This is a genomic window from Gottfriedia luciferensis, assembly GCF_002156865.1.
Classification (GTDB): Bacteria; Bacillota; Bacilli; order Bacillales; family Bacillaceae_G; genus Gottfriedia; species Gottfriedia luciferensis.
Window position 1 is genome coordinate 149,916 of the sequence record NZ_NCTA01000005.1, and the last position, 16,279, is coordinate 166,194.

At 33.8% G+C, this 16,279-nt stretch carries 14 protein-coding genes; 1 reads left to right on the forward strand and 13 read right to left on the reverse strand.

The annotated features are described in order from the left end of the window. Window positions 1-398 precede the first annotated feature (398 nt). The 7 genes from pnpS to B7R67_RS06195 form a co-directional block, all read right to left on the reverse strand. Window positions 399-2,174: a two-component system histidine kinase PnpS gene (gene pnpS, locus B7R67_RS06165; protein WP_088068562.1), complete on the reverse strand. Its 1,776-nt coding sequence runs from the start codon at window positions 2,172-2,174 to the stop codon at window positions 399-401. After that, window positions 2,167-2,886: a response regulator transcription factor gene (locus B7R67_RS06170; protein ID WP_088068564.1), complete on the reverse strand. Its 720-nt coding sequence runs from the start codon at window positions 2,884-2,886 to the stop codon at window positions 2,167-2,169. Before B7R67_RS06170 ends, pnpS begins: the two co-directional genes overlap by 8 nt. 219 nt (window positions 2,887-3,105) lie before the next feature. Further along, entirely contained in the window at window positions 3,106-3,576 is a 471-nt protein-coding gene (locus B7R67_RS06175; RefSeq protein WP_088068566.1) for a MaoC/PaaZ C-terminal domain-containing protein, read from the reverse strand. Window positions 3,577-3,724: 148 nt separating this feature from the next. Further along, window positions 3,725-4,663: a malate dehydrogenase gene (gene mdh, locus B7R67_RS06180; RefSeq protein WP_088068567.1), complete on the reverse strand. Its 939-nt coding sequence runs from the start codon at window positions 4,661-4,663 to the stop codon at window positions 3,725-3,727. A gap of 32 nt (window positions 4,664-4,695) precedes the next feature. After that, window positions 4,696-5,976: an NADP-dependent isocitrate dehydrogenase gene (gene icd, locus B7R67_RS06185; RefSeq protein ID WP_088068569.1), complete on the reverse strand. Its 1,281-nt coding sequence runs from the start codon at window positions 5,974-5,976 to the stop codon at window positions 4,696-4,698. A 123-nt stretch (window positions 5,977-6,099) separates the two neighbouring features. Continuing rightward, entirely contained in the window at window positions 6,100-7,218 is a 1,119-nt protein-coding gene (citZ, locus tag B7R67_RS06190) for a citrate synthase (RefSeq protein ID WP_088068571.1), read from the reverse strand. Between the two features lie 176 nt (window positions 7,219-7,394). Beyond that, window positions 7,395-7,853, reverse strand: a complete 459-nt coding sequence (locus B7R67_RS06195) for a DUF441 domain-containing protein (protein ID WP_088068573.1) — start codon at window positions 7,851-7,853, stop codon at window positions 7,395-7,397. A gap of 124 nt (window positions 7,854-7,977) precedes the next feature. Here B7R67_RS06195 and ytvI point away from each other — a divergent pair, with 124 nt between their 5' ends. Next, window positions 7,978-9,090, forward strand: coding sequence for a sporulation integral membrane protein YtvI (ytvI, locus tag B7R67_RS06200; RefSeq protein WP_088068575.1), 1,113 nt, complete (start codon window positions 7,978-7,980; stop codon window positions 9,088-9,090). 274 nt (window positions 9,091-9,364) lie between these two features. Here ytvI and B7R67_RS06205 read toward each other — a convergent pair whose 3' ends face one another. The 6 genes from B7R67_RS06205 to B7R67_RS06230 form a co-directional block, all read right to left on the reverse strand. Continuing rightward, window positions 9,365-9,760, reverse strand: coding sequence for an FxsA family protein (locus B7R67_RS06205; protein ID WP_088068577.1), 396 nt, complete (start codon window positions 9,758-9,760; stop codon window positions 9,365-9,367). Window positions 9,761-9,829: 69 nt separating this feature from the next. Next, window positions 9,830-11,584 carry a pyruvate kinase gene (gene pyk, locus B7R67_RS06210; protein WP_088068579.1) on the reverse strand — a complete coding sequence of 585 codons (1,755 nt, stop codon included), beginning with the start codon at window positions 11,582-11,584 and terminating at the stop codon, window positions 9,830-9,832. A gap of 81 nt (window positions 11,585-11,665) precedes the next feature. Continuing rightward, complete coding sequence (gene pfkA / locus B7R67_RS06215; protein ID WP_088068581.1) at window positions 11,666-12,625, reverse strand: 6-phosphofructokinase; 960 nt, start codon at window positions 12,623-12,625, stop codon at window positions 11,666-11,668. A gap of 238 nt (window positions 12,626-12,863) precedes the next feature. Beyond that, on the reverse strand, window positions 12,864-13,826 hold the full coding sequence (accA, locus tag B7R67_RS06220; protein WP_407920380.1) for an acetyl-CoA carboxylase carboxyl transferase subunit alpha: 963 nt from the start codon (window positions 13,824-13,826) through the stop codon (window positions 12,864-12,866). Further along, window positions 13,826-14,626, reverse strand: a complete 801-nt coding sequence (gene accD / locus B7R67_RS06225; RefSeq protein ID WP_088068763.1) for an acetyl-CoA carboxylase, carboxyltransferase subunit beta — start codon at window positions 14,624-14,626, stop codon at window positions 13,826-13,828. Before accD ends, accA begins: the two co-directional genes overlap by 1 nt. 359 nt (window positions 14,627-14,985) lie before the next feature. Continuing rightward, window positions 14,986-16,218, reverse strand: a complete 1,233-nt coding sequence (locus B7R67_RS06230; RefSeq protein ID WP_088068585.1) for an NAD(P)-dependent malic enzyme — start codon at window positions 16,216-16,218, stop codon at window positions 14,986-14,988. Window positions 16,219-16,279 lie beyond the last annotated feature (61 nt).

Genomic DNA, 16,279 nt, shown 5'->3' on the forward strand with positions numbered 1-16,279 from the left:
TCTATTCATTTTTCATATCAATCTGTTTTCCCCTTCTTTACCTGCCTTGCCTGCTCTTCCTGCTATTTAGTTCTCCCACCTTCCACTCCAATCAATGTCTTTAAATTGCATAACATCTTTTTCAAATATGTGTTTTGTAAAAAATCAACAATTAACATTAACAAAGCCAATTTTTTAACGCACAAAAAAAAGGTATCCTCTAGTATGGACACCTAAATGGTAAATTAAAACAAAGCTAATTATTTCTATTCAAGTTCAAACCACAAAAAAATCCCGGAAGCATAAATACTTCCGGTTTCAAGACAACTCCTTGGATGAAGGGGTTTTCATCATAACTATAACAACTTTTTATTAAATAATAATAAATCTAGTGTTAAATGAATGTAAAGTGTTTACATTTAAACATTTTTATTTAAAGTTACAATAAATGATGTCCCATGTCCTAGTTTACTTTCGACTTCAACTTTACCTTTATGAGCTTCTACGAGATGCTTCACAATAGCAAGTCCTAAACCAGTTCCTCCAGAGTTTCTACTTCTTGCTTTATCTACTCGGTAAAAGCGTTCAAAAATACGAGAAATCTCTTCTTTTCCAATTCCTACTCCTGTATCATTAACCTTTACAACAATTTTGTTGTCTGTTTCAGACGCCGTAACAAATACCTTACCTCCTGCTGGAGTATAGTGAATCGCATTGTCCACAAGGTTTATAAATACTTGTTTTAGTCTCATAGCATCAGCATTAATGACCAAAGGACTATTTAAAAATAGTTTGAAATCGATATTTTTCTCTTCAGCTTTTTGGCTAATCATTTGCTGCACGTCTTCAATGATTTGTTTTACAGACACTTCTGAACGGTCTAACTTAAAATTCTGTTGTTCCATTTTAGACAGGTCTAATAAATCTTGAATAAGTGTTTGCATTCGATCACTTTCCGTTAATATAATCGATAAGAAGTTTTTACATAATTCATCATTTTCCATTGCACCATCTAAAAGTGTTTCAGTAAAACCTTTTATAGACGTAATCGGTGTTTTAAGCTCATGAGAAACATTAGCAAAGAAATCTTTTCGAACTTGCTCGAGTTTCTTTAATTCACTTATATCATGGAAAACAAGAACAATCCCTTTCCATTCGTGGTTAATTCCAATAATTGGAGCACCATAAATTTCAAAATGTTTTCTCTCAATCGATAAGGGCAAAATGACTTGTTTTCTAACTTTTATTTCTTTTAAAAAGATTTGTTCAACTATTTCGATGACTTCTTTATGTTTAAATGCATCATAATAAAGTTCTCCAATAATACTTCTTGAATCAACTTTAAATGTTTCTCGATATGTTTTATTAATTAAATTAACATGACCTCTACTATTAATTAATACGACACCACTACCAATATTATGGATCAAAGTATTCAAACGATCCTGCTGCATTTCTTGTTGTGTAGTCATTTCTTGTAGATTTTTTGCCAGTACATTCATCGCTTGACTTAACATTGAGGTTGACTCATTACTTTCAGTAAGCGTTCTTGCTTTATAGTTCCCTTTTGACAATTCGATTGCTACTTGGGTTATATCTTCAATTGGTTTAGAAAACTGATGTGAATATCGAATTAGTAAAACAATAATCGTTAATAATACAAAACCTAATAAAGAAAATAATAGTATCCATATACTACGATATACTTCTTTAATCGACTTGGTTGAATAATCGACAATTAAGAATTGCTTATTACCTTGGTGATCAGTTATTTTCTTACCATAATATTTTTCTGAAGATTGATATGGGTCAGATTTAACTGGTTCATACTTGGCAGCGTGATTTAGTTTATCAAGTCGGTCTAAGTATTCTTTTAAGTTTTGAGATGATAGATTTAACGCAACGTTTTCATTAGTAGACTTAGCAATAAGATGATAGTTATCATCAATTAAAATAATATCTATATCTAAATCCTTTGAAATTTTTTTCAAAGTTTGATTTGAAATATTTTTCGTTAATGGTGTATTCGACTCCATAATAGACGCAATTAAGTTAGTTTCTCGCTCTATTCTGTGATCATAATTTGTCAAATAAAACGATTTAAAGATTTGCCCTAAGATGATTCCTAAAAATACAAGAATTAGTATAATGATTGCGGAAAATCCGTAAAGCAATTTTCGATTCAGTTTACTCATTGAATCTAGGTTCCTCTAATTTATAACCTAAACCTCGGATTGTTTTAATATAAACAGGTTTTTTTGAATCCTGTTCTATTTTTTCTCTTAAATGGCTAATATGAACATCGACGATTCGCGTATCTCCCGCAAAATCATAATTCCATACTGCACTTAATAATTGGTCTCGAGTTAAAACTCGACCTTTATTTTTTGTTAGATATAATAATAGCTCAAATTCCTTAGGTGTTAATTCTAGTTTTTCCCCTTGGAAATATGCTTCATAATATTCCGGTAATATTTTTAAATCTGCGATGATTAAAGTATCCGTCGTATCTTCACTTGTTTGTACTGGAGTTTCAGTAATTTTAGATCTTCGTAAAATTGCTTTAACTCTTGCTACGACTTCTCTTGGACTAAATGGTTTTGTCATATAATCATCTGCACCAAGTTCAAGTCCTAATACTTTATCAAATTCATCGTCTTTTGCCGTTACCATTAAAATTGGAGTTGTATTTCTTTGTAATCTAAGCTCTTTACATACTTCCATACCATCTTTTTTTGGTAACATTAAGTCTAAAACAATTAATTCCGGCTTTTCATCTACTGCTTTTTGCAAAGCTTCATCCCCATCAATAGCTGTAACAACTTGAAAGCCAGCTTGTTCTAAGTTGAATTTAATTAAAGTTAAGATATGTTCTTCATCATCTACTACAAGAATTTTATTGTTCATTACATATTCCTCCAGGTTAAATTTAAACCCTCATCCATTTAACTTTATTTATCTCTATTTTACTTTTTTATCATACTAGAAATTCTTTCAGACGTAAAACGATTAATTGTGTTTAAAATCTTTTCCTTAAATTGCACTTCCAAGGAAAGGAGGAGGAAGTCTTGAAGACATCCATATAAAATCGCAATAAAAAAGAATGTCAATTAGACATTCTTCACATTAAAAATTTTCATATAGTAAAGCATTCGATTCATTTACTTTTGGTGGAATTACGATAAGATTTCCAGAAGCAATTACTTTTTGAGATTTATTTAAAACGCTTACATTTATACTTACTTCATTTTTCTCCACATTGATATCAGCTACTTCGAAATGAATTGATATTGTTTCGTTATGGTGAATATGTTGATCAAATTGAATCTCTTTTTTAACGATATGACTACCTGGTCCTGGTAAATGTTTCGTAACTGCTGCTGCAACTAAACCACTTATTATAATACTAGGTACGATTGGTTTTTTATATTTTGTTTGAGAAGCATAATTATATTGAGTATATAAAGGATTTGTATCGCCCGTTAATGCCAGGTATAAGTAAATATGTTTTTCTTCGATATGTTCTGTCACAATTAACTTTTCACCAATTGAAATGTCTTCAAGTTTTCGTCCGATTTTTGCTTTTTTTGTTAACATATTAAACCCCCTGTTTATCTTAATATTTTAAAAATTCGATAAACAGTTCCAAAATTCCTCCTTAATCGGCAAAAAAAATTAATCACAAGATAGGGAAAAAGGAATAAAAAAACCAGACACTATAGAGAAGCGTCTGGTTTCTTTTTAATTATGCTAATACGTTCATTACGTTTTTAACAGCTTCAACAGAACGATCTAATGCCGCTTTTTCATCAGCAGTTAAATCCAATTCAATGATTTGTTCAATCCCGTTACCACCGATAATTGTCGGAACTCCTAAGTAGATGCCGCTATAACCATATTCACCTTCTAAATAAGCGATTGTAGGTAATACACGACGTTGATCCTTAAGTATTGCTTCAACCATTTCTACTAGTGAAGCAGCAGGTGCATAGTACGCACTACCGTTTCCTAATAGATTTACGATTTCACCGCCACCCTTACGAGTTCGTTCAACTATTGCGTCTAAACGGTCTTTTGGAATTAATTTTTCTAATGGGATTCCACCAGCATAAGAGAAACGGACTAAAGGTACCATTTCATCTCCGTGTCCACCTAAAACAAAGCCAGAAATATCTTTTACAGATAAATTTAATTCTTGTGCTACGAAAGTTCTGAAACGTGCAGTGTCAAGAACACCTGATTGTCCGATAACACGGTGCTTAGGGAAACCTGATTCTTTGTATACTGTATAAGTCATTGCATCAACCGGGTTTGTTAAAACAACGATTGTACAATTAGGAGAGTGTTTGACGATTTCACGAGTAACTGCTTTCATTATGTTTGAGTTTGTTGATACTAAATCATCACGACTCATTCCCGGTTTACGAGCAATCCCTGCTGTAATCACTACAATATCAGAGTTTGCTGTATCAGCATAATCACTAGTACCGATAATATTTGCATCAAAACCTTGTACTGGACTTGCTTCAAGCATGTCTAAAGCTTTACCTTTTGTAGGGTTTTCTAGTTGTGGAATATCAACAATTACAACATCACCTAATTCTTTTTGTGCAAGCAAGAAAGCTGTTGTTGCTCCAGTAAATCCAGCACCTACTACAGAAATTTTACGTCTACGAATTGACATGATAAATTCCTCCCCTTTCGTTTACAGCTTAATTATACAAGAACAGACTCCATATTTGAAATTAATTCGTTAGCAAATTCTGAACATTTTACTTCAGTAGCTCCATCCATTAGACGAGCGAAGTCATATGTTACAACTTTAGAAGCAATTGTTTTTTCCATTGATTTAAGAATCATAGAAGCTGCTTCATTCCATCCCATATGCTCAAGCATTAATACACCTGAAAGAACAACTGAAGATGGATTTACTTTATCTAATCCAGCATATTTAGGTGCTGTACCGTGAGTAGCTTCAAAAATTGCATGTCCAGTTTCATAGTTGATGTTTGCTCCAGGAGCGATACCAATTCCACCAACTTGAGCTGCAAGTGCATCTGAAATGTAATCACCATTTAAGTTCATTGTAGCTACTACATCAAACTCACGTGGTCTAGTTAAAATTTGTTGTAAGAAAATATCAGCAATGCTGTCTTTAACTAGGATTTTACCAGCTTTTTCAGCTTCATCCATCGCTTTATTAGCAGCATCTTTACCGCTTGTTTCTACAATGCGATCGTATTCTGACCAAGTAAATACTTTATCACCGAACTCTTGCTCAGCAACTTCATAACCCCAGTTCTTAAATGCACCTTCAGTGAATTTCATGATATTACCTTTATGAACTAAAGTTAAAGATTTACGGTTTTCTTGGATTGCGTAATTAATTGCAGCACGTACAAGACGTTTAGTACCTTCTTCAGAAATTGGTTTAATACCGATACCAGAAGTTTCTGGGAAACGAATTTTATTAACACCCATTTCTTTTTGTAAGAATGCTAAAACTTTTTGAACTGCTTCAGATCCTTTTTCATATTCGATACCAGCATAAATATCTTCAGTATTTTCACGGAAGATTACCATATCTGTATCTTCAGGACGTTTTACTGGTGAAGGCACTCCATCAAAGTAACGTACTGGGCGTAAGCACACGAATAAATCTAATTCTTGGCGTAACGCAACGTTTAAAGAACGAATTCCTCCACCAACTGGTGTAGTTAAAGGTCCTTTAATCGCGATCATGTATTCTTCTATTACATTTAAAGTTTCTTGAGGTAACCACTCACCTGTAATATTGAATGCTTTTTCACCAGCAAGAACTTCTTTCCATTCGATTTTACGAGTACCGTTATATGCTTTTTCAACTGCTGCATCTAAAACACGTGATGCTGCTGCCCAAATATCTGGACCTGTCCCATCACCTTCAATAAAAGGAATAATTGGATTGTTTGGCACGTTTAATTCGCCATTTACTAATGTAATTTTTTCAGCTTGCATTACATTCTCTCCCTTAAAAAAATTGTTAAACACATGCTTTTGAGAGGAAGATACCTCTTCCTCTCTTTACTATACCATTATTATTCAAATATTAAATACTATTTTAAGTATTCAATCTCTTCTTTATGCACGCTCTTCAATTGGAATGTAAGAGTTTTTCTCTGGTCCTGTATAATCTGCGCGTGGACGAATAATACGATTATTTTCATATTGTTCTAAAATGTGAGCAGTCCAACCAGACATACGGCTAATAGCAAAGATTGGAGTAAATAAATCATGTTCAATTCCTAAACTGTGATAAACAGACGCAGAGTAGAAATCAACATTTGGTGGAATGTTCTTTTGAGTAGTAACAATCTCTTCGATTTTTTCAGACATTGTATACCATTTTAACTCTCCAGTAATTGCACCTAATTGACGAGACATTTCTTTTAAATGTTTTGCACGAGGGTCTCCACCACGGTATACGCGATGTCCAAATCCCATGATTTTAGCTTTATGATCCATTTTTTCTTGGATGTAAGATTCTACATTATCAATCTCACCGATTTCAGCTAACATTTTCATAACGCTTTCATTTGCACCGCCGTGTAATGGGCCTTTTAAAGCACCGATAGCAGCTGTAACACCTGAATAAATATCAGATAATGTAGCTACGCAAACGCGTGCAGTAAAAGTCGAAGCGTTTAATTCATGATCAGCATGTAATACTAATGCTTTATTGATTGCTTCTTCTGCAATTTCATTTGGTTCTTCACCTGTCAGCATATATAAGAAGTTGGCTGCAAATGAAAAATCTTTACGAGGAGCGACTGGTTCAAGCCCCTGACGAATTCGCGAAAACGCTGCCACAAATGTCGATACTTTTGCTTGAAGCTGGATTGCTTTAAGATAATTTGAATCTGAATCCATTGCCTCAGCATTTTTGTCGTACAATGCAAGCATTGAAATAAATGTGCGAAGTACTGTCATAGGATGTACATTTTTAAAATCTGTTGCTTTTAAGAAATTAATAACCTCAACTGGAAGTTCAGCATGATCTGCTAATTGAGCAGAAAACTCTTTAAGCTGAACCTTAGTTGGTAATTTACGATGCCATAATAAATATACAACTTCTTCAAAACTCGCAAATTCTGCTAATTCGTCAATACCGATACCTACATACGTTAATGTATCATCAATAATAGAACTTATAGAAGTCGTAGCTGCTACAACACCTTCTAAACCACTTTTAACTGTCATATTCCCCTCTCTCCTTTACGCAAAAATTTCCCTAGTATTTTTAAACATATATATACTGGTATAATTCTAAAATAAAACCGAGTATACATAGAAAGGAACCCTACTATCATTTATTATAAACAATAATCTGACTTTTGTGAATGAAAACAATTTACTAAAATATAATTATTATTCAATTACTTAATTAATTCTACAATCCAAATGAATAGATATGCGATTCCAGCCCCAATTAATGGACCTACTGCAACCCCTTTAAATAGGGCAACAGATAATACTGTACCGAGTACTAAAGCAGCTGTAATTTGTGGGCTTGTTGCTAGTAAATGCACGCCTCCTTTTGCTAGTAATGCTACTGCGATTCCAGAAAGTAAGGCAATCCATGCAACAGGTGTTTTTAGTGCATCAATTAAATTTTTAAAGCCGATTTCCCCTGTTGCAATGGGAACTAATACAGCAATCGTTATGATAGTTACTCCTAAATTAATCCCTTTTGATTGTAAATAAGGAAATACACGATCACCTAGTAAAGTATATTTTAGGATTAACAATACTATAATTGAAATAATTAAAGAGTTATTTTTTGCGACTATTCCAATTAATAATAAAACCAAGAGAAATATTGTAGATTCATTCATTTATTTTTATCCCCTTAATGTATAATTTATTAATAAATACTATCAAACTTTACTATTATAAAAAAATAATTCTTGATAAAATAAGACTAAGAGGATTCTTTTCTCATTGAAAGGAGGTAATGGTTTGAATAGAACTTTAGTTTTTCAGATCATTCGTTTTTTATTTGTAACTGTATGCATCATATTAGGTCTTTATCTTGCATTATTTATTTCAAAACTTACATATCCTTTCATCATTGCACTAATTATTGCATACCTTTTAAATCCACTCGTTAATTTATTAAATGAAAAGGCTAGAATACCAAGAGGTATAGCCGCATTCTTATCAATTATTTTATTATTATCTGTTGTTGCAGGTTTATTTACATTATTAATTACTGAAATTATTTCAGGTTCAACTTATTTGATACAAGTTGTGCCAGAAAGTTTCGAACGACTAATTTTCTTCGTTGAGAACATGGTTACAGATAAGATTATCCCTTTATATGATTTAATCATGAGTAAATATAGTCAGCTTGGCGCTGGACAACAACAAACAATCCGTATGAATATACAATCGATTGGAGATTCTGCAATAAATTTAGGAAAAGAAGCATTAAACGGAATTATTGTAGGGATAAAATTAGTCATAGCGTTACTACCAAATACTGCTACATTAATTTTCGTCTCTTTATTAGCAACATTCTTTATTAGTAAAGATTGGTACAAAATAAAAAATTTGTTAGCAAAATATACCCCAGATCGAATTCAACATTACAGCAAAACAATCTTTATTGATTTACGTAAAGCTTTTTTTGGATTTATTAAAGCACATCTAACTCTTATTTCTATGACAACTGTACTTGTCTTAATCGGATTATTAATTCTTAGAATCCCTTTTGCGATTACAATCGCAATTCTAATTGGGTTTATTGACTTGCTCCCTTACTTAGGAACCGGATTAATCTTTGTACCATGGATTCTTTACACATTCCTATCTAGTGATTACAAGTTAACAATCGGACTCGCAATCTTATATGGTGTTGTAATCGTACAACGTCAACTTGCTGAACCTAAAATTTTATCTTCAAATATTGGATTACATCCACTTCCTACTTTAATTGCTTTATTTGTAGGATTTAAGTTTTTTGGATTATTAGGATTAATCATCGGTCCTGTAACGCTAGTAGTTTTATCAACTTTGTATCGAGCAAAAGTCTTTCACGAGCTTTGGTCATATATAAAAGGCTCACATTAAATAGTGCTGTTAAATCTAAATAAAGAAAATCGCCGATTGGCGAGGCTTTAGGCGAAGAATGCTTAGTTGAACTGATCGTTAATCCCTAAAATCGTCAACTACGTCGAGTTTTCTACATTGCCAAATTATACTTTCTTACTGTCCAAGAAAAAGCCCTTGAGAACGATTCGTTCCAAGGGCCTTTTTTCTTAGAATGCTTTCATTTTCTCCGTTTATCGAGAAATAAAAAAATAGGGAAGAAGTTGAATTCTAATCCCTACCTTTGGATTAATGCTTATTTTTTTATATAACCTGTCCAAACAACATTTCCTTTAAGTTTTTTCATGACAAAATATAAAATACGTTGAACTAATTTAATTCGAATTGGTTTAATTAATAAGACGATTGCAATGAGATCCGTGATTGGTCCTGGAATAAAAAATAAGAGACCAATTAGAAAAAATGACAATCCCTCAATCATGATTAAGTCTGGCATTTTTCCGGCACGTAGCTGTTCCCCGGCTTGTTGCTTCACGGTGACCCAAACAGTTCTCATGATATAAGTGCCGATTAGTAGCGTACCAATTAACCATAGAAATACTGATAAAGAACCAATAAATCTACCAAGTATTGTTAAAAAGAATAAATCAATTATCGGGATCAATAATAGCCAACCGACAAGTTTTTTCATGAGAGTTCACCTCTTACATTAGATTAAAAAATAAAGAGAAGGAATTTCCATCCTTCTCTTTATTATATATTAAAATATGCTCTTGTGTCCTGTACTAACAATTCCTCTAGACGCATCTACAGTGACTGCTTGACCATTTACTAAAATATTTGTTGCATTTTCAACTCCAACAATTACAGGAATTCCTAAGCTCACGCCAACTACTGCCGCATGGCTAGTTAATCCACCTTCTTCAGTAATAATTGCAGCTGCTCTTTCGATAGCAGGCATCATATCTTTATCTGTACTATTCGTTACAAGAATACTTCCAGAAGTAACTTTAGAAACAGCTTCTTCACCTGTTTTTGCGATTACAACTTTACCTGCTGCTGTTTTTCGACCAATTCCTTGACCTTGTGCGATAACGTCTCCTACTACATGGATTTTCATCATATTTGTCATTCCTGTTTCACCAACTGGTAATCCTGCAGTAATGATGACAGTATCTCCATTTGAAACAAATTTCGCTTCTTGCGCAGCATCCATTGCATGTTCTAACATTTCGTCTGTAGAGTTTGCTCTTTCTCTAAATTGCGTTTGAACACCCCAAACTAATGTTAAACGACGGCAAATACGAATATCAGAAGTAATTGCTAAAATCGGAGCTTTTGGACGATATTTTGAAATCATTTTCGCAGTATGTCCACTTTCCGTAGGAGCAATAATTGCAGCTACTTTTAAGTTAAGTGCTGTTGCAGCAACTGATTGACCAATTGCATCTGTAATTGTTCCTTTATTTTCTCTTTGGCGCTTTTTAAATAATTCTTCGTACTGTAAGCTTTTTTCAATTCGAAGTGCAATTGAGTTCATCATTGAAACTGATTCAACTGGGTAAGAACCTGCTGCTGTTTCACCTGATAACATGATTGCATCAGTTCCATCAAGAATTGCATTTGCAACGTCACTAGCTTCCGCACGTGTAGGGCGAGGATTACGTTGCATTGAGTCTAACATTTGCGTAGCAGTAATAACTGGTTTTCCTAAATTATTACATTTTTTAATTAATAATTTTTGAACGATTGGTACTTCTTCAGGTGGAATTTCTACACCCATATCGCCACGTGCAACCATTAAACCGTCTGATACTTCAAGAATTTCATCGATATTATCAATTCCTTCTTGGTTCTCGATTTTCGGGATAATTTGAATGTAATCAGCGCCGTGTTTTCCTAATAGCTCACGAATTTCTAATACGTCAGAAGCTTTTCGAACGAATGATGCAGCAATAAAATCAACGCCTTGCTCAATACCAAACTCGATATCACTGATGTCTTTTTCTGTAATACCCGGTAAGTTAACGCGTACATTTGGTACGTTTACGCCTTTTTTATTTTTTACTAGACCACTGTTTAAAATTTTCGTACGAATATCTTTGCCTTCAATACCAATTACTTCTAATCCAATTAATCCATCATCGATTAAAATTCTAGATCCAACGTGTACATCGTCAATTAACCCTGCATATGAAACTGCAAATTTCTCTGCTGTTCCCATTACCGGCTCAGTTGTGATAATTACTTCATTTCCAGTTTTTAATTCAGCTTGACCACCTTCAAAATCTAAAGTACGAATTTCCGGACCTTTAGTATCTAAAAGGATCGCTACTGTTCTTCCTGTTTCCTTTGAAGCTTCACGAATACTTTTAATTCTTGCTGCATGCTCTTCATGAGAGCCATGAGAGAAGTTTAAACGAGCTACGTTCATTCCTGCATTAATTAATTCAACTAACTTTTCTACCGATTCACTAGCAGGACCAATCGTACAAACTATTTTTGTTTTACGCATTTTTTACCCTCCAAATTTTATAAGAACTTTATCTCTTAAGGCTAAGTTTATGAAATCGATTGCTCAATCTTACGTGACTGTTTAGATTGATAACTCTTGCGACAATTGATACATATCTCGATCAATTTCATGTTTTCTTGATAATGCTTCGATAATATCATGGTCAACCAATTTATTATTTTGAATTCCTACGCAACGGCCACCTTTACCCGCCATAAGAAGTTCTACTGCACGCGCACCTAAACGACTTGCAAGTACTCTATCAGCAGCACTTGGTGATCCACCACGTTGAACATGTCCTAATACTGTGACACGCGTATCAAAACTTGTTCGTTCTTCAATCACTTTACCTATATCAATTGCACTTCCAACGCCTTCTGCTACTACGATAATACTGTGTTTTTTACCACGTTCACTACCGCGGTTTAACTTACTTATTATATCGTCCATATCATAGTTTTCTTCAGGGATTAGAATCGTTTCTGCTCCATCTGCTAAACCTGCCCATAATGCTATATCACCTGCATTACGACCCATCACTTCGATTACATAAGTACGCTCATGTGATGTAGCTGTATCGCGAATTTTATCGATCGCATCGATTACAGTATTTAATGCTGTATCGAAACCAATTGTAAAGTCAGTTCCTGGAATATCATTATCAATTGTGCCTGGAACTCCTACGCAAGGATAGCCATGTTCAGTTAGTTTTTTAGCCCCTTGATATGAACCATCTCCACCTATTACAACTAATCCTTCTATTCCAAACTTTTTAAGTTGTTCGATTCCTTTCATTTGTCCTTCTAATGTTTTAAATTCCGGACAACGAGCACTAAGTAATTTTGTACCACCGCGGTGAATAATATCACCTACAGAACCTAACTCTAATTTTTCAATATTTCCATTAATAAGACCTGAATACCCTTGGTACACCCCATATACTTCTAGCCCATGAAAAATCGCTTTTCTGACTACTGCACGTACTGCAGCATTCATTCCCGGAGAATCTCCTCCACTTGTTAATACGCCAATTCTCTTCATTATGTATTCACCTCAATGATTTTACCTTATGCATTTATTCATTTAAATAAATTACCATGTAATACATTTTTAAACAATAGAAATAATGTGAACTTTTTCATAAACTTTTTTAAAGAAATGAAACATTGTCAAAAAATGTGACGCTATTTTACACATATATGTTATTTTTTACTAATTTCTTAAAAAAATACAAAAAAGAGCATGCTAACATATTGTTTCACACACTCTAGAAGTTAAACTAAATATTATTTGTAAAAGAAATTTTTCCTAACTTTGCGTGTTTATCATATCGTTGTTGAACTAGTTCTTCTTGATCCATAGATAACAGAGACTTTAATGTCTCATATAAATATTTATCGATATATTTCGCTTGCTGTTCAACATCATTTTGTGCTCCACCTTTTACTTCGGGAATAATTTGATCAACTACCCCTAATTCTAATAAGTCTGGAGCTGTAATTTTCATTGTTTCAGCAGCTCTACGTGCTTGTGAAGAGTCTTTCCACAATAATGCTGCTGCACCTTCTGGTGATATAACAGAGTAAGTTGAGTTTTCTAACATCAGTAATTTGTTACCAATTCCTAACGCTAGTGCTCCACCACTTCCGCCTTCACCAATTACAATACAAATAGTAGGTACTTTTAACCCAGCCATTTCAAAAATATTGCGTGCAATTGCTTCGCTTTGTCCACGCTCTTCTGCGGCTTTACCAGGATAAGCACCTTTTGTATCAATAAATGCAATAATAGGTCTGTTAAATTTCTCAGCTTGCTTCATTAATCTAAGTGCTTTTCGGTACCCTTCAGGATGTGGCATACCAAAGTTACGTCGAATATTTTCTTTTGTGTCTTTACCGCGTTGATGTCCAACAACAGTAACTGGTAAACCACGATAAGAAGCTATACCAGATACGATCGCAGCATCATCACCAAATAAACGATCTCCATGACACTCAAAGAAATCTGTAAACAATCTATTTACATAATCTAAAGTTGTTGGTCGCTCAGGATGTCTAGCAACTTGTACGCGATCCCAAACTCCCATGTTACCGTAAATTTCATTTTCTAACGTTTTTAAACGCTCTTCTAAACGTCTAATTTCCTCAGAAAAATCTACGTCATGTTGACTAGTATAAACTTTTAGTTCGTTTATTTTCGTCTTTAGCTCATGAATCGGTTTTTCAAATTCTAACATTACCACTATTGCAGAACACCTCCTTGATGTAAATTAAGAATTGTAAATAACTTCGAACGTAGTTCAGTACGTGGTATTACAGCATCAAGCTGTCCATGATTTAAAAGGAATTCAGCAGTTTGGAAGTCTTCTGGTAATTCTTCACGTATCGTTTGCTCGATAATACGTCTACCTGCAAAACCAATTAATGCACCTGGCTCTGCAAAATTAAAATCACCTAAAGATGCAAAGCTTGCTGATACTCCACCAGTAGTTGGATTAGTCATAATTGAAATTGATAAAAATCCTAGTTCACTATGCTTTTTAAGTGCTGCACTTGTTTTTGCCATTTGCATTAAGCTTAAAATACCTTCCTGCATACGAGCTCCCCCAGATGCAGTAAATATAATGAATGGTAAGCCATCCGCTGAAGCACGTTCAACTGCACGAGTGATTTTCTCTCCTACAACAGATCCCATGCTACCCATTCTAAATCTAGCATCCATTACTGCAATCACGACAGGAATTCCTTCAATTGCCCCTTTTCCAGTAACAATCGCTTCATTCAGTTCCGTTTTTTTACGGTCACTCTCAAGCTTTTCTATATAATCTGGAAACTGTAATGGATTCGCAGAAATCATTTCTTTATCAAATTCTTCAAAAGTATCTTCATCAAGTAAACTTTCAATTCTTTCGAATGCTGTCATTTGATGATGATAACCACAACTATTACATACTTTTACATTTTTTATTAATTCTTTTGTAATACTTATTTTTTTACATTTAGGACATTTTGTCATAACACCGTCAGGTAAATCTTGTCTCATTACTTCTGAAGGTATAGATGCATATTTTTTCTTTTTGGAAAATAAGTCTTTGATTTGCAACCTAATTCCTCCTAACTTTTTTAGTACTAAATACTAATAGGATACTATAAATGTTATACACTTTTTGTTAACATTTGTCGATAATATTCAGCTATATTTCGTCATTCTAATGATTTATCAGCCTTGTTTTATGCAAAATAAAAGCAAAAAAAAGCATAGTCAAAATTATTAAAATTCCTTTAAATTCAACATTTTATCGCATTTAAGTATTATAGCAGATAAAAAAGGATAGTACTACATTACTTTATTTGAGTATTGTAATACTATCCCCTCAAAATATTATTATCTGGTGATAAGAATTATTTAATTAATGCAAGTTTTTTTGTTTTTTCTTCGATTTCTTTCGGGTCAACATTTAATCTAGCAACCCCTGTTTCCATCGCAGCTTTGGCAACGCTAGCTGCTACTTTAGGAGCAACTCGTGGATCAAATGGTGCTGGAATTATAAAATCAGGTGATAGTTCATTTTCATCTACTAAGCTTGCAATTGCATTAACAGCAGCAATTTTCATTTCTTCATTAATATGTGTTGCACGTACATCTAATGCTCCACGGAAAATACCTGGAAATGCAAGTACATTATTAACTTGGTTAGGATAATCACTACGACCAGTACCGATTACTAATGCACCAGCTTCTTTTGCATCTTCTGGCATAATTTCTGGATCAGGATTAGCCATCGCAAAAATAATTGGATTTTCATTCATAGAGCGAACCATTTCTTTTGTTACTGCTCCTTTTACTGATACACCTATAAAAACGTCTGCGCCTTCGATTACCTCTTTAAGGCTACCTTGAATTTTATCTTTATTTGTATACTTAGCTACTTCATCTTTTACGCTATTCATTCCAGTAGGACGTCCTGCGTAAATTGCGCCTTTTGTATCACACATAATAATTTGTCGTACACCAAATCGGTATAATAATTTTAAAATTGCAATACCCGCTGCACCTGCACCGTTTAAAACAACTTTAATATCTGCCATATTTTTGTTAACTAATTTTAAAGCGTTAACTAAACCAGCAAGTGTAACAATAGCTGTTCCATGTTGATCATCATGGAAAATAGGAATATTTGTTTCGCGCTTTAAGCGCTCCTCTATAATAAAGCAGTTTGGAGCTGCAATATCTTCTAAATTAATCCCACCAAAAGTTGGCTCTAACAATTTAACAGTTTGGATAATTTGCTCTACATCTTGTGTATTTAAACAAATTGGAAACGCGTCCACTCCAGCAAAGCTTTTAAATAATGCAGCCTTACCTTCCATAACAGGTAGTGCAGCTTCTGGACCAATATTTCCAAGTCCAAGAACAGCAGATCCATCAGAAACAACACCAACCATGTTGCCCTTCATTGTGTATTCATAGACTCTGCTTTTTTCTTCATAAATTTCTTTACAAGGTTCTGCTACACCCGGCGAGTATGCTAAACTTAACTCTTTTGCATTTGTAACTGGTACCTTTGAAACTGTTTCCAATTTTCCTTGGTGAACTCTATGCATATGTAATGCTTCTTCACTTAATAATGACAAACTATTCACTCTCCCTATTATTACGACGAGTTGACTTTTTTCAACTGTATATTTCTCGGTG

Coding starts and splice junctions, on each gene's coding strand:
- pnpS (WP_088068562.1), bottom strand. CDS start 2,174: ATGAGTAAACTGAATCGAAAATTGCTTTACGGATTTTCCGCAATCATT.
- B7R67_RS06170 (WP_088068564.1), bottom strand. CDS start 2,886: ATGAACAATAAAATTCTTGTAGTAGATGATGAAGAACATATCTTAACT.
- B7R67_RS06175 (WP_088068566.1), bottom strand. CDS start 3,576: ATGTTAACAAAAAAAGCAAAAATCGGACGAAAACTTGAAGACATTTCA.
- mdh (WP_088068567.1), bottom strand. CDS start 4,663: ATGTCAATTCGTAGACGTAAAATTTCTGTAGTAGGTGCTGGATTTACT.
- icd (WP_088068569.1), bottom strand. CDS start 5,976: ATGCAAGCTGAAAAAATTACATTAGTAAATGGCGAATTAAACGTGCCA.
- citZ (WP_088068571.1), bottom strand. CDS start 7,218: ATGACAGTTAAAAGTGGTTTAGAAGGTGTTGTAGCAGCTACGACTTCT.
- B7R67_RS06195 (WP_088068573.1), bottom strand. CDS start 7,853: ATGAATGAATCTACAATATTTCTCTTGGTTTTATTATTAATTGGAATA.
- B7R67_RS06205 (WP_088068577.1), bottom strand. CDS start 9,760: ATGAAAAAACTTGTCGGTTGGCTATTATTGATCCCGATAATTGATTTA.
- pyk (WP_088068579.1), bottom strand. CDS start 11,584: ATGCGTAAAACAAAAATAGTTTGTACGATTGGTCCTGCTAGTGAATCG.
- pfkA (WP_088068581.1), bottom strand. CDS start 12,625: ATGAAGAGAATTGGCGTATTAACAAGTGGAGGAGATTCTCCGGGAATG.
- accD (WP_088068763.1), bottom strand. CDS start 14,626: ATGAGACAAGATTTACCTGACGGTGTTATGACAAAATGTCCTAAATGT.